The 15,378-nt window shown below is 54.8% G+C and carries 9 protein-coding genes; 5 read left to right on the forward strand and 4 right to left on the reverse strand.

What is annotated here, in order from left to right:
* Positions 1 to 33: 33 nt before the first annotated feature.
* Both HCG48_RS12610 and HCG48_RS12615 read left to right on the forward strand, forming a co-directional pair.
* On the forward strand, positions 34 to 540 hold the full coding sequence (locus tag HCG48_RS12610; protein WP_168569474.1) for an ATP-binding protein: 507 nt from the start codon (positions 34 to 36) through the stop codon (positions 538 to 540).
* Entirely contained in the window at positions 533 to 2,941 is a 2,409-nt protein-coding gene (locus HCG48_RS12615; RefSeq protein ID WP_168569475.1) for a SpoIIE family protein phosphatase, read from the forward strand. The genes HCG48_RS12610 and HCG48_RS12615 overlap by 8 nt, the downstream gene beginning before the upstream one ends.
* 174 nt (positions 2,942 to 3,115) lie before the next feature.
* Here the strand turns inward: HCG48_RS12615 and HCG48_RS12620 are convergent, their stop codons facing one another.
* Complete coding sequence (locus HCG48_RS12620; RefSeq protein WP_168569476.1) at positions 3,116 to 3,445, reverse strand: STAS domain-containing protein; 330 nt, start codon at positions 3,443 to 3,445, stop codon at positions 3,116 to 3,118.
* Positions 3,446 to 3,698: 253 nt separating this feature from the next.
* On the opposite strand from HCG48_RS12620, the gene HCG48_RS12625 reads away from it, so the two are divergent.
* Positions 3,699 to 4,373 carry a response regulator transcription factor gene (locus HCG48_RS12625; RefSeq protein WP_168569477.1) on the forward strand — a complete coding sequence of 225 codons (675 nt, stop codon included), beginning with the start codon at positions 3,699 to 3,701 and terminating at the stop codon, positions 4,371 to 4,373.
* A gap of 118 nt (positions 4,374 to 4,491) precedes the next feature.
* Positions 4,492 to 7,299, forward strand: coding sequence for a CHASE2 domain-containing protein (locus HCG48_RS12630; protein WP_168569478.1), 2,808 nt, complete (start codon positions 4,492 to 4,494; stop codon positions 7,297 to 7,299).
* 224 nt (positions 7,300 to 7,523) lie between these two features.
* On the opposite strand, the gene HCG48_RS12635 is transcribed toward HCG48_RS12630, so the two are convergent.
* From HCG48_RS12635 to HCG48_RS12645, 3 genes are all read right to left on the reverse strand, one after another.
* The gene (locus HCG48_RS12635) at positions 7,524 to 8,303 is read right to left on the reverse strand and encodes a DUF928 domain-containing protein (protein ID WP_168569479.1); all 780 of its coding nucleotides are present in this window, start codon (positions 8,301 to 8,303) and stop codon (positions 7,524 to 7,526) included.
* Between the two features lie 110 nt (positions 8,304 to 8,413).
* A complete protein-coding gene (locus tag HCG48_RS12640; RefSeq protein WP_168569480.1) occupies positions 8,414 to 11,017 on the reverse strand; it encodes a CHAT domain-containing protein in 2,604 nt (867 codons plus the stop codon).
* 30 nt (positions 11,018 to 11,047) lie between these two features.
* Positions 11,048 to 14,827, reverse strand: a complete 3,780-nt coding sequence (locus HCG48_RS12645; protein WP_168569481.1) for a two-partner secretion domain-containing protein — start codon at positions 14,825 to 14,827, stop codon at positions 11,048 to 11,050.
* Positions 14,828 to 15,078: 251 nt separating this feature from the next.
* Here HCG48_RS12645 and HCG48_RS12650 point away from each other — a divergent pair, with 251 nt between their 5' ends.
* On the forward strand, positions 15,079 to 15,351 hold the full coding sequence (locus HCG48_RS12650) for a hypothetical protein (protein WP_168567315.1): 273 nt from the start codon (positions 15,079 to 15,081) through the stop codon (positions 15,349 to 15,351).
* Positions 15,352 to 15,378 lie beyond the last annotated feature (27 nt).

Raw genomic sequence — 15,378 nt, forward strand, 5'->3', positions numbered from 1 at the left:
TCCTATAGGGGAATACCCTTCACGAATTAGACGATGGTGCTACCAAAAATCACGAGCTGGTGGAAGGATATTTCTTCCCAGCTTTCTAAAGAACAACCCCAAGTCGCGCAACCCTTGAAGCAATCCCACTTACAGGTCAAAACCGACCTGCACGATTTAGCTGAAGTCTTGCAATGGTTGGAGACAGAAGTTTTTTCCTTGTTGCCGCGCGATCGCTGGTGGGAATGTCAGACGGCCCTCGCCGAAGGATTTACCAATGCCGTTCGCCACGCGCATCGGAATTTGCCGCCAACCACTCCCATCGAGATCGATCTGGCCATTTTTCCCCATTACTTGGAAATGCAAGTATGGGATATCGGTCCGCCGTTTGATTTAAAAGCCAAATTAAAAGCCGTTTGTGAAGAAACTTTCGATCCACTCGATAAAGAGGACGGACGGGGACTTTTATTTATGCATCAATTAACAGACGAACTGTTTTATATTCGCAGTGACGATCGCAAAAACTGCCTGGTGATGAGAAAAAAATTACTTAATGAGTAAACTGCTTCCCGATTCCTACGTCTTTTTGGCTTGGCTGAAAACAGGTGCCCGCTTCGTGCGGGGGTTTAATATGCGTCTGGAGAACCGCGAGGTTCCCTATCCGGAGGACGAAGCCGAGCGACTCGCACAACTGCGACAATATGGCGCCGTGGAAATTAAAGGGAACGAAGCGTTTGATACTTTAACTCGTTTGGCTGCCAATAGCTGTCAGACGCCGATCGCGGCGATCGTCCTGGTCGATGAAGACCGATGCTGGATCGAGTCTAAAGTGGGCTGGGAGGCGGTACAAACCGATCGCCAAAACGCCTTTTGCGCTTATACGATCCTCGCCAAGGAACTGTTTGTCGTTCCCGACGCCCTCGCCGATCCTCGTTTTGCCGAAACGCCCCTCGTTCGCGGAAGCGACGGGATTCGCTTTTATGCGGGGGTACCGTTGATCGCCGAGGGGGGGCAGGCGTTGGGCAGCCTGTGCGTGATGGACCGCCAACCGAGACAACTCGACCCTACCCAGCAAGATCTATTACGGAGTCTGGCAGGTCAAGTGATGGCCATGCTGGAGTTGCACCGAACTGTGAGCGAACGCGAGCGAAATTCCGAATTACAAAACTTTTTAGACCACACCCACGACTTGGTGCAGACGGTGGGCGCCAGCGATCGCCGCCTGTTGTGGGTCAATCGCGCTTGGCAGCAAACGTTGGGCTACAGCGCCACCGAAGCCCGTCAGTTGAGTTGGACCGATCTGTTAGACCCGGTTTCCCTCGACGCCGTGGAAGCGGCGATCGCCGAGTTGGGACCGGGGGAAACCAGCGCCCCGGTGGAAGTGACCTTATCCGGGCGATCGGGTCAGTGCGTGCTGGCGGAAGGGGTCTTGAAGCGCGATCGCGACCCCAACAGTGAAACCGAGCAAATTTGGGCGATTTGGCGCGACGTGACCGCCGAGAAGCAAGCCCGCAGCGATTACCAGCAACTGTTTGAAAATGCGGCGATCGGCCTGTTTCAACTCGATCGCGACGGAGAGTTCGTGCGCGTCAACCAAGCCCTCGCCGAACTGTACGGTTACGACTCTCCCCAAGGATTTCTCAAACAGATCGGCCATATCGAACAAATTTACTACGACGCCGGACAGTGGCAGCGCGATCGCGAACTCCTCGACAGCCAAGGGCACGTTTCCCGCGAACTGGAAGTCTGGAAATCCAACGATTCGACCCTGTGGATCGCTCAAGACCTGCGTCCCCTGTTCGACCTGCGCGGCGAACGAGTCGGTTATGAAGGCTTCGTCCAGGATTTGACCACGCGCAAACAAGCCGAAGCGACCTTGCAAATGGCGAAAGACCAGTTGCAGGCAGTTCTCGATGCAGTTCCCGGAACCGTTTCTCTGATTAGTTCCAACTTTCACTATTTGGGCGTCAACCGCCACCTCGCCGAAAGTTACAACCTGCAACCGGATCATTTTGTCGGGCGTCAAGTCGGGTTTCGTCAGAGCGTGTTCGGACAGTTCGTGCGCGAGTTTTTCTCCAACCCCAAAACCGAAGCCTCGATCGAAATCGACTCGGACGTTAACGGCAACTTTCGCAGCGATTTAGTGATCGCTAAAAAATGGCTCGACGACGAAGCGGCGGTGTTCGTCGGGATTGACATTACCGAACGCAAGCGCGCCGAAGCCGCCTTGCAAGCCGAATTAGCCGAGGCGGCAGAATACGTGCGATCGCTGCTGCCTTTGCCGACGGAAATGAGTCTGCACATCGACTGGCGTTTTATTCCCTCCCAACAATTAGGAGGGGATTGTTTCGATTATTACTGGCTCGACGACGACCACCTCGTATTGTACTTGCTCGACGTTTCCGGTCACGGATCCCGGGCGGCCCTGCTGTCGGTGTCGGTGCTCAACTTGTTGCGATCGCATTTCTTGCCGAATACGAACTTCTACCAGCCTCGGGAAGTGTTGGCGGCCCTCAATCAAGCCATTCAGATGGAGCGCCAACGCAATATGTATTTTACGATTTGGTACGGCGTTTACAACCGCCAAAAACGCGAATTAGTCTATTCGAGTGCGGGCCATCCCCCGGCGATCCTGATTTCCGGCGACGGCAGCAACCCGAGTGACGTCCAACCGTTACGGACTCCCAGTTGTCTGCCGATCGGGATGTTTCCCAATGCCGAATATAGTAATGCTTCCTGTAAAGTCGATCGCGGCAGCAGCCTGTATATTTTCAGCGATGGCATTTACGAAATTCATTGCGCCGACGAGAGTATGTGGTCTTTAGAAGCCTTTATCGACCTGCTGGCGACATCGAGAAAGCAGAATGCGGCCAGTGTGGAAGGGGTGTTAAATGCGGTGCGTCAACTCAGTGCCAAAGAGACATTCGACGACGATGTTTCTCTATTGCGAGTTAACTTTTAATTTGAACATTTGATGAGTGCACCCTGGAGTTCGACTCCCCGGAGGCGATCGCCCCTCGTGCCGATCTCGGCGACAATCGAGACAAATCCCGGGTCACCAGCGAGCGACCTGCAGCCAGTTTCGATCTCGTAAATCGTTAAAACTGACTGCTCCCCTCCTAATGACCGCGCCGATTTAAGCGTCTTCATTCAGGATTTCACGATTGAATTCCTCGCGATTTGCAAAAATTTTCATGACCTTATCCAATCCGGCCAATTCTAATAACATTTTCACTTGATTGTTGATCGAGCAAACAAATAAAGTCGCTCCCGCCGCCTGTACGGTTCTAATCGCCGAAACAATCGCACCCAATCCAGAACTATCCATAAAACTGACATCTTGAAAGTCGATCAACACGATGTCAGGCTCTTCGGAAATACAACTTTCGATTTCTTCGTCAAACTTACTGACTTTCGTTCGATCTAAAAGACCGAAAGGTCGAACAATTTTAACAACTGGACTCATAATGTGTAACCCAACCTCGCTGTTACGATCGTCGAAGGTAGCGATAGCAATCCTCTCGAAAGAAACTATTGAGAGACGATTGCTCGCGAAATCGATATCGCTCATTATCTTACCCTGCCCGGGAACGACTCGACGCCGAGCGTCATAGATCGTAGCCCGAGTCCGTCGGTGACGGGAACGACCTCCCTAGCCTCCCCGTGGCCGATCGCCCCGGATCCCTTCTAAAATCTAAAATCAAAACCCCAATCCCGCCATGACCGTTCACATTCTCGCGATCGAAGATGAAGCCAAACTCGCGGCGTTCATCGAACTCGAACTGAAATATGAAGGGTACCACGTGACCGTTGCCAGCGATGGCTTGAGCGGATTGAAAGCTGCCCGGGAACATCATCCCGATTTGGTGATTCTCGATTGGATGTTGCCGGGGATGTCGGGATTGGAAGTCTGCCGACGGTTGCGCGCGACGGGCGATCGCGTCCCCGTTATTCTACTAACGGCTAAAGATGATATCAGCGATCGCGTCGCCGGATTGGATGCCGGGGCGGACGATTACGTAGTCAAACCGTTCAGTATCGAAGAACTGCTCGCCCGGGTGCGCGCTCAAGTGCGCCGCCACAACGAACCGGACCCGGATCGGCTCCAATTTAGCGACCTGAGTTTAAATCGGCGCACTCGGGAAGTCTTTCGCGGCGATCGCGCGATCGAACTGACCGCCAAAGAATTCGATTTACTCGAATACCTGATCGCCCACCCCCGTCAAGTCCTCAGCCGCGATCGCATTCTCGAAAATGTCTGGGGCTACGACTTTATGGGCGACTCTAACATTATTGAAGTGTACGTGCGCTACTTGCGGCTCAAACTCGAAGCCCAAGGCGAAAAACGGCTCATTCAAACCGTCCGGGGGGTGGGATACGTCTTGCGCGAATAAGGGACGATCCTGACATGATGAGGATACTAATGCCCCATCGAGCCGACGCTCTCCCCCACGCCGCCTGTTTTCTCGACCCCTTTCGTCACTTTCTTGACTTCGACTCGCCCTATCGATCGTGATTTATTCTCCCTATCAAGTGGGGGGCAGCCTTGCCAGTAATGCCCCGACCTACGTGGAACGCGATGCCGACACTCACCTGTACGAGGCTATTAAAGCCGGAGAACTCTGTTACGTCCTCAATTCCCGACAAATGGGGAAATCTTCTCTGCTCGTGCGAACCCGGCACCGTTTGGAATGCGAAGGCTTTCGATGTACCTGTATCGATTTGAGCCGGATCGGCAGTAACGATATTACCCCACCCCAATGGTACAAAGGCATTGTCAGCGAACTGTGGATGGGTTTCAACCTGCCGGGTAAAGTCAACCTCAAACAGTGGTGGCAAGATCGTCGAGACCTCTCTTATATCCAGCGCCTGAGCTGGTTTATTTCCGAAATCGCGATCGCCCATTTTCCGGAACAAAAACTGGCGATTTTTTTTGACGAAATCGACAGCACGATCGCCCTCAATTTTAAAGTCGATGATTTCTTTGCCCTGATTCGCTCGTTCTACAACCAACGCAGTCAACATCCCGAATACAAACGGATTACCTTTGCCCTGTTCGGCGTCGGGACTCCGTCGGCTCTGATTCAAGACAAACAACGGACACCCTTTAATATCGGTCGGGCGATCGACCTGCACGGCTTTACCTTTGACGAGGCCCAACCCCTCCTCCCGGGATTGGAACCGCGAGGGAATGCCCCCGCATTGCTGCGCGCCATTCTCGACTGGACTGGAGGACAACCGTTTTTAACCCAAAAACTCTGTCACTTGGTCCGCGAGGAAGATGGGGTCGCGTTCTCGGAGGTCAACGGGGACGATCGCCCGGGAAGGACGATCGCCCCGGGACGTGAAGCCGAATATGTGGAACGGATCGTGCGATCGCATATTATCGATCGCTGGCAAACGAACGACGATCCCGAACATCTCAAAACGATTCGCGATCGCCTCTTGCGCGACGAGTGCCAAACGGGAAAAATCCTCTCTCTCTACCAACAAATCCTCGATGGCGACGTCGTTCCCGTCAATGACAGTTGGGAACAAGTGGAATTGCGCCTCTCCGGTTTGGTCGAAAATCACCGTGGCCAACTTGTCGTCAAAAACCCCATTTATCGCCATGTTTTTAATGGGGATTGGGTGCGAAGCCAACTCGATCGCCTGCGACCCTATGCGGTGGAACTGCACGGTTGGCTGGCTTCTAACTGTGAAGACACCTCCCACCTCCTACGCGGTCGGGCTTTACAAGAGTCACTGGCTTGGGCGAGTACCAAAGCCCTCGGCGAGTTAGACTACCGCTTCCTCGGCGCCAGTCAAGCCCTGGCCAAACAGGAGGTGGAACGGGATTTGGTCGCCGAAAAACAAGCCCGACAGCTCGATGTCGAAAAAGCGCAATTCGCCCTGGAGTCGGCTCGCGAAGCTCACCAAATTTTAGAACGCGCTCGGGCGATCGCCCGCTACGAAACCCAAAATTGGCGCTTGGGAAAAGGTTGGATGACTAGTGTCGCTGGAGGGGTCGCCAGTGTCTTGTTATTGCTGCGATCGCTCGGCGTGTTTCAAGGGATGGAATTAGCCACTTTCGATCGCTTCGTCCAAGCTCGTCCGGCCCAACCCGTGGACCCGCGTATCGCGATCGTTACGGTCAACGAGGCGGATTTGCAAAAAATCGGTCAATTTCCCATCCCCGACGATGTCTTAGCCCGTACTCTCAAAATTATCAACCGCGCCGAACCTCGCGCGATCGGACTCGACCTCTATCGCGATTTACCCGTCGAACCCGGTTACCGCGAACTCCTCGACGTGTTCGAGAACAGTCCCCATGTCTACGGGATCGATAAGGTCGTCGGCGGTAAGGTCGCCCCACCGCCCGCTTTAGCGGCTAAAGGTCAAGTGGGCTTTGCCGATCAAGTTTTAGATGCAGACGGCACCGTTCGGCGCGCCTTGCTCTCGATTCGTCCCCGAGACGGTCAACTCAAGCTCAATCTCGGTTTACATTTAGCACTGCACTATCTCAAGGAAGAAGGGATCGTCCCCTACGCCGTCGCCAACCGCCCCGACCGAATGCAGATCGGTAAATCGTTATTGTTACCGTTCGATCGCAATGGCGGCGGTTATGTCAATGCGGACAGTGGTGGCTATCAAATTTTGCTCAATTTTCGCGGTACCGAAGAACAGTTTCAACTGATTTCAATTTCGGATATTTTAAGCGAACGGGTGCCGCCGGAAGCTCTGCGCGATCGCGTGATTTTGATCGGTATGACGGCGGAAAGTGTCAACGATTTGTTTCAAACCCCCTACACGCGCAAGTTCGTCGGTCAGCCGAATCTGATGGCGGGGGTGACCCTCCACGCGAATATCGTCAGCCAAGTGTTGACCGCGGCGTTGGAGGGGGATGCGTTGCTGTATGTATGGTCCGATCCGGTTGAATGGATCTGGACTCTATTGTGGGCGTGGATTGGGGCTGCCCTGAGTTGGCAAGTCCGATCGCCGCGATGGCGCTTGAGTGTGGTGGCGATCGCGACCAGTTTTCCGATCGCGATCGCCTATGTCTCGTTCTTATTCGGTTGGTGGATTCCCGTGGTTCCGCCCCTGTTCGCCTTGGTGGGGGCGGCGATCGGACTTCCGGCGATCGCCAGTCGCGAGTTGGAGAAAATGCAACTACACGAAACAGTTAAATTGATCCTGACGATGATTCCCGTCAAACCCGCCGCCGGACAAATTGCTTTGGAATATCTCAAACAAGCCGAAAATCGAGAAAACCAGGTGGAAATCGAGCGGTTCGTTCGTAATTTGAGCGACAATCCCGCCGTCAGTAAGTTATTTGATTGAGGAGATTTGAGATGTTATCCCATTTTTCTAAACCCTCGATGGAGATCGATCTCCTCTGGGGAGACGGCAGGGCGGTGTCCTTACCCTCGCGCGCTCTCATGATTTTTGAAAAGGGTATTAAATGTGAGAATTTGATTCGGGGGTGGCGTTTGGCAGGCGGGCAAGATGCTCGCACTACAAATCAACTTATCTATTGTAAGTCACTAACTGCCACTCATTAAGTATCAATTCTCCCCTAACCTTTCTGTGGCGATCGCCCCTAACCCGACTGAATTCAGAAACTGCTGCCAGATCGGATCGAATTCTCCCGGTTCGAGTTCGCTCTTCGCTTGGGCTAACGTGGCGATCGTATCGTACCAGTATCCTTGTTTGGCGTACCATTGAGCGCGCTCCAGGGTCGATTTTCCGGCTAACTGGCGCGCGATCGTCTCCGTGCGTTCCACGCGCTGGACCCAACCGGAAAAGACCGGATCGTCCGGTTGCAACGTCTCGCCACAAACCACCGCTAACGACCATTGATAGTTTTTCCCCACACTTAGCAATCCCCGGTCGGCGGGTAACTGAAACCCAACAACTTGCGATCGCGCGGCGATCGGCAAAAAGGCGCGATGATATTCTTGTTGTGCTTCATCTCGGAACAACAACACCACCTCGCGGGCTGTCGTTTCCGGGACGTATACAAAGACTTGAGGACGGTCGCTTAACGTCAGTCCGTAATTACGCGCGCTCATTACCGGACGAAAGGCGGCGCTATCCCCTTCGCAGCGCGACCCGTCCCGAGATCCGGCCCCGAAGGTATCTTGCGGTTCTCCATCTCCAGGCGGATCGAAATTCTCCATAAACACGATCGATGAAGAGTTGGTATTTGCTACCTTAGACAAGGTTTCAGCCCGTCCAAAAGCAGGTAAACTCACTAATATGGTCAGTTCTAGCCCCAAACTTAAAGCGAATAACCGACTCAACCCCGATCGTCTTAAATCACTAAACATAGTCTTAGCTTCCACGCGAATTTTACGAGGAGCCAGCAATCGCCGATGTAATCGATCGGTTGCACGCAACCCGTTCGATCCCCCAAATCGTAACGATTGTTGCTGATAATTTCCCCACTCTTACCTTAACGCCAATGTCCGACTAAAACAAAAGGCGCCCAGTAATAGGGATGGCGGTAATTTTCTGAGTACAACAGGGATTGTTGAGCTTGGCGCAACGCTCGGGCTTTAGTCATGCCCGGTTGCAGCAACAGGCGGTAAAATTCCTCCATCAAATTAGCGGTCGAGCGGTCTTGGACGGACCAGAGGGTGGCGACGGTGCTGCGGGCGCCCGATCGCACCGCGACCCCTGCCAATCCTAACGCCGCGCGATCGTCCCCTTTGGCGGTTTGGCAGGCACTCAAAACTAATAATTCAATCCCAACTCGATCTTGCCTTACGTTTAAAAGTCGATCTAAATCTTTAACATTGATTTTGCTATTCCAAGTCAGTAAAAAAGTATCCTCGGCTTTAGAACTGAACTGACCGTGAGTGGCTAAATGGACGATCGCAAATGGCAACTCTTTGAGGTTTTGTTCCAAGCGATCGCGCTCGAATTCTTGATTTAATAAAACCCTGGCACCGACGGTGGCGCGGATGTCGTCAATTTCGTCCGTCACTTCGGGGAGTGCCGAAAATCCCTGACGCGCTTCGCTCAATCCCGCCGCTAAGGTCTGGGTTTCCGTAAGCTGGAGGGGGTCGGATTCTACAAGGTGTAAGCCCGGGGCGAGGGCAATATTATACTTTTCGATGATATACTGTTCGCCGTCGTGAAGCACGGCCATTGGCAGACTGCGTAAAAAGCCGTCGAGGACGAACACCAAGGTATCCACAGACGATCGCTCTAACTCGTCGGCGATCGGGCGAATTAACCAATCGTAGACCTTTTGAGCGCCGGGTAAGACTTCTTCGGGTAAAAAGACCGGATTGAGGGATTGACGCAATTGCTTGAAAGTGGCGGACATTTCCGCCTCGGACAGGTCGGTGCGGTAATGTTGCAAGGGCTGTCCGGGAAGGGAAACGATGACGGAAAGGGAGCGATCGAGGACGATCGGGTAGATCGCCGCAGCGTGGGGATCGATCGCGTCGATCGCCCGGGGTTCGACATCGAGACAAACCTCGCGGAAAAAATTATCTAATTCCGCCAGTTGCAAGGCTTCTACCAATTGGCGCGATCGCTCCAAACGAGCCTGACGCTGCGGCGGGTCGAGGCGATCGACATCTTGCAATAATAAAGCGACCAACTCCCGATAAACGGGTTCGACGCGATCGCGGAACGAAAACTGCACCTCGGGATCGATCGCCAACAAATCCCGGCGCAACGATGTCAAGGTCTTCACCGCCTCCTCGTAAGCGACGATCGCGCGATCGCCTTCTCCCCGGACTTTGAGCAGGCGTCCCTGCTGCCACTCCCAAATCGCCGCAATCTCACGGGCGCCGATCGCCTCGGCTCGCATCAATGCCCGACGGGTCAAGGCTTCGGCCTCTTCCCACTGTCTCGTTTGCTCGTATACATAGCCTAATTCTCCCAAGGCATAAGATTCGGCACGCGGATCGGCGATCGATCGCGCCCAGTCCGCCGCCGTCGCCAACCCGACGGCAATCTCTTTGAGATCCACACGTTCGGGGGCTTTGCGCCAGAAAGAAACCGCAGTTTCGCCGAAATTGACCCACGCATAAACTGCAAACCGACTTGGGGCTAAACGTTGCAGGCGATCGCGGATTCCTTCGAGGTCGGCTTTCGCTTCCGCGAGGCGATCGCCTTCTACCCACAGACTCCAACGGTTGAGGCGCGCTTGCAAGGCAGTTTGCGATTCCGGTCTCTCGTCGATTGCCTGAGTGTAGTAGTCCACCGCCGTTTCGAGATCGCCGCGCGATCGGATCGTATTGCCCAATTGGAATAAGATCGCCGCCGTCGAGCTGCGATCGCCGATCGATCGCGCGATCGCCAGAGCTTCCGTTAAGAGCGCTTGCGATCGATCGCGATCGCCGACGACGTTCGCACTCGTGGCCAAACTTTGCAACCCGCGTACTTTTAACGCCGAATTCGGTAAGGGTTCCAACTGACGCGCCACTTGTTCTAACAGATCGCGCGCTTGACGATAAAGCCCCAAAGTTTGCAAGGCTTGAGCGCGATCGATCCGGGTTAAAATTACCCCGGTGAGGTCGTCAGCCTCGCGATACGCCGCTTCTGCCGCTTCCCAGGTTTTGACGGCTTCTTCCGTGGATCCGGTTTTGAGATAATAACTCCCACGGGTATTGAGAACTTGCGCGATCGCGAAGCGATCTCCCGATCGTCGGGCCAAAGTTTCGGCACGCGCGATCGCCGTTTGCGCTCGTTCAAATTGTCCTAATTCTTGATAGCCGATCCCTAAAAAGTTATGAACTAAGGCACGTTGGCGATCGGAGACAGCCTCGGGGCTTTCCAGATCCGCCCGCGCCGCCAACGCCGCCCAAATTGACACCGCATCGGTGAATTTTCCCGCATTATAAAATTGTTTGCCCCGTTCTAATTCTGCCAGAAAAGAGTTGGTCTGGGCGTTCGCGATCGCGGGGGGAGCGGTTGGACGGTAGGCGATCGTAGGTAGGACGGCGATCGCACACCAAAAGCCGAAACAGCCCCAAATTAAACTTAAATAAAGGGATGATTTGAGTTTAATGATTTTGGCGATCGTTTTTCGTAGACCCATCGGGGAATTTTAGAGTTTAGAGTTTAGAATTTAGAATTTAGAATTTAGATGAACTGTTGGTTGAGTGAGTCTCCGACTGGGTTGGTCGATTCCCATTTCTGCGGGAATGACCTCCCTGCATCTTATTAATTTCACTTGGCCGCGATCGCCGACGATCCAGCCCGTAGCTTCTACCGGATCCGTGGCCGAAATTCGCAAATCTGGGACGATCGTCTCCCCGCGCAAGGGTTGGCGGGGGTCGGCGGGCAAACCGCCGCGTCCGGTGAGTGAGAAGCGGTTGCCCTCGTCCGCCGGACAGCCGGAAATAATGCGATCGCTCGGATCGGTGACTTGGTTGGGAAGGGGCACTAAACCGCGCGCCGGGTCGATCTCGGGGGTGTTGACTTCGACGACGCCGCTAAACTCCGCGCCGAGGTCGGAACTGGCGGTGATATCGCTGCGATCGCTCAATTGCGGGCGAAATTGGATCCCGAAAATCCCCTGGGCCGTCACCCGAACCTGTCCGCCTTGACTGTTAACGGCGTTGGCGCTGATATCGCTATTGTCGATGGCGGCTAAATTTTGGGTGGCGATCGCGATATTGCCTCCCGGTTCCGACCCGCGCGCGTTCGTCGAAATTCGGCTATTGCCACGCACTCGCACGTCGGCGGCCATAATATCGATATTCCCCAACCCCCCACTATTGTCGGCGCGCAGTTTCGCTTGGGTATCGAGATCGAGTTGCGAGGTCACGACCGTTAAGGTTCCGGCGCGACCTTCCCCGCGACTGCTCACCGTGATTTCGGCGCGATCGAAGACCGTCAACTTGGGGGTTTCGACTTGCAGCGCCCCCGCATTTCCAGTTCCTTCCGACGCCGTAAATAAACCACTGGGGAATAAGGTTCCGGTCTCGTCGCGAAAGATGGGAATGTCCTCGACCGCCGTGAGGGCGCCGCGCAACTGCACCGATTCCGAGGCGCGTACCGTCAAACTGCCGCCATCGCCAGCACCAAAGCTTCCCGCACTAATTTGTCCGCCTTCAAACACCCTCAATTGCCCGGTTTCGAGCAAGAAATTGCCGCCGTCGCCGTCGCCGAGGCTATCGGTAAACAGGGTAGCGGGCCATCCGTCGGGGCTAGTTCCGCCGACCTCGACGGATTCCGAGGCGCGAATGGTCAACTGTCCGCCATTGCCCAAACCCCGGGTAGAAGCGGCGATGAAGGCGCGATCGCCTACGTCCAAGCGGCGGGTGGTGACGGTTAAGTTGCCTCCGTCTCCGGTGGCGTCGTCCCAAACATCGACTAAAATCCGACTGGGGACGAAACCGTTGGCATTGGTGCCGACCACGGAGACCGAATCGGTTGCATTCACTCTTAATGTTCCCGCATTGCCCGCCCCAAAGGTTACGGTGGAGACGGCGGCCCCGTCGCGAACCTCCAAGTGTCGGGTGGCGATCGCTACGTTGCCGCCGTTTCCCGTCGCCGAGGCTTCCACTTCGCTGCGCAGACTGCTGGGGTTTCCGCGCCCGTCTTCACCGCTTAACTCGACGCTTTCGCGGGTGGCGATCGCGATATTGCCCGCATTGCCGGATCCGAGTGTATTGACATTGAGTTCGCCGCCCTCGGATAAGTGCAAATCCTGGGTGTCTACGGTCACGTTGCCCGCATCCCCGGCCCCTCGGGTGATACTCGACACGATCGCCGAACGAATTTCGATCCCGTCGCGGGCCTCGATCGCGATGTCGCCTCCCCGTCCCGCGATCGTCGTATCCGTGGAAATTTGGCCGCGATTTTCGACGATCAGCCGTCCGGTATGGACGGTTACGCTGCCCGCATTTCCCCTCCCCGTCGTTTGGGAAACGATACCGCTATTGGCGTTAATATTCGCATTAAAATTATTTGGATTTAAGGGATCTTCGGGCAGGGAAACCCCTTGGGTGCCTTGATTTTCTAAAGAGACTTGCAATCGGTAAGTATCGCCGCGATCGATCGCGTTGCCTTCGATCGGTTCGCCATCGGCAGCAAAGGACTCGAACTCGCCGACGCCGATGACATAAATCCCCGGTTCGTCTAAGGTCGTTTCGAGATAAGAATCGCGTGGGGTGTCACTTCCCAACCCGCCGGATTCGGGATCGGAATCGTCGTTGGCGTCGATCAGTTCTCCCGTAGTTAAGTTAAAGAGAAAAATTTGAGTATCTACGGCTCCACTATCGCTTTCGTCAAAAGTAAAGCCGTTGTCGATATCGAAAATCCCCCGACTGTTGCTTTGTTGAATCGAAAATGAATAGTAATCGAAGGCATTTTCAGCCGTTCCTAAAACGGCGGTGCCGCTTATAATTTGTTCGGGGGTTCTTTCTAGGGAGATGTAGGGAATTCCCCCGGTTCCGGAGGCGGCTACGTCTGGATTGGCTGCGGTTGTGAAGGGGAGGTTATCGAGGTCAAACAGGGTTAAGTTTAAAAAGGGATTGGGGACGAAATCGCGGCTCGTTCCGGCGACGCGCACGCTTTCGGTGGCCTCGATCGCGATGTTTCCCGCATTTCCCGAGGCGGTGGTGGCGCTGACAATTTGACCGCCGTTTTCGAGGAGGAGTCGATTGACGGCGATCGCGATCGCCCCGCCATCGTTGGGACTGTCGGTGAGGGCGGCGACGAAGCCGCGATCGCTTAAGGTGAGATCGCCGGAAGGGACGGCGATCGCGATCGCCCCTCCCGGTCCGCCCGTCTCGCCGATCGATCGCGTTAAAATCCCTGAAAATAGGCCGTCTGGGGTAAATCCTGAAATGACGATCCGATCGCGGGCGTCGATCGCGATGTCGCCCCCCCTTCCCGGCGATCGGGCGATCGTTTGCACTCGCGATCCCCCGGTCAGGGACAGCGATCGTGCCGCGATCTGTATATTTCCGCCTCGGGCGATCGTCTCTGCGGCTAATTCGTTGGCGATCGTGCTGTTTTGGCTTAAATTAAGGTTTTCTGTAGCATTAATGTAGATATCTGGGGCGATCGCTCCCGATATTTCGCTTCCCGGCTCGAATCCCGCCAGAATTCGGCTATTGACAATTTCGAGATTTTGTGAACTAACCTCGATCCGTCCCCCGGAGACGACATTTAAACGGCTGTTCCCGGTGAGACTCACATCGGCGCGTCCGGTTTCGGGAAACTCGGGAACTGGGGCGAGGGCGATCGTCCCCGGCGCCGCTAAACCGCCGAGGGTGAGGCGCCCCCCCGGGGCGTTTAAGGTGGCCCCGTCGAGTTGTACGGTTCCGCCGAGTAAGCTTAAGTCTCGACCGGGCGCCACCTCTAGGATTGCCCCCTCGGCGCCAATGCTGCCGGGATTGCCGCCATACTGCACGCCGAGGGGAACGTTAATGCTCAGGAGTGGGGGCGCCTCGGGAGTGCGGGTATTGAATACATAATTCTCGAAGATCGCCGCTTCTGCAGTGGTCGCGACGAAAGCACCGCCCAGGTCTAACCGGGCATTATTTCCGAAAAATATGCCGTTAGGATTGATTAAATAGAGGTTGGCCGAGCCTTCGACGCCTAACGTTCCGAGAATTTGCGAAATATTCGAGCCAGTGACCCGGGTTAAGATCTCGCGAATTTGAGGAGGGTTGGCGAAATAAACCGCTTGTCCTTCGCCGACGTTGAACTCGCGAAAACTGTGGAAAAGAACGGTATCGCGCACGGCGCCGCCCTCAATGCGATCGCCCCCCGGTTGCGGTGCGACCGTACTGGTTTCGCCCCCCAGGGAGTTATCGGGAATCAGTTGAGCTTTGGCCAATGCGGGAGAGAGGAAAGCCAGGGCGATCGCTGGCCAAGCGAGCCAAATCTTCACGTCAAGGACCTGTACGATATTCTCAAAAATATCACGATCGTCGGTGAATTTCGTTACCGGACAAACATGCGATCGCTTTCACAGGATAAGCTATTAGACATTTAAACTGCATGAGTTAAGGAGCGCGAACGCGTAGCCTCGACCGAAGAGAATCGTTCCTAAAAGTACTGTCGGATGGGTAGGGGCGCTGCCCGTTCGCCCCTACCCCGCCCACTTCTTTACTTCTATCGCCCTCCTCAATCGGTTGTAAAATGAATCGGTTGTACGGATACGGCATTGCCGTATCCCGACTGCAATCCTTGGGAGAAGTCAGAGAGCATCATTGTCCTGAGTGTGGGTATCGGACTCATCGTGACTGTGCCGCAGCAGAGATGGTTTTGCATCGTGGACTAGAGAATGTAGTAACCCAGGGACTCTGGGGAACGGAAACCGCCTGTCAAGTCGGTCTGTCGGGGGTCGATGACCTAGATAAGTGGCGTGGGGCCCGAATACCCAATCGCGAGGTTGGGAAGCCCGCGCTGTAATCTTTGATTCAGCGTCGGGAGGATGTC

Source organism: Oxynema aestuarii AP17, assembly GCF_012295525.1.
In the GTDB taxonomy this organism is placed as follows: domain Bacteria; phylum Cyanobacteriota; class Cyanobacteriia; order Cyanobacteriales; family Laspinemataceae; genus Oxynema; species Oxynema aestuarii.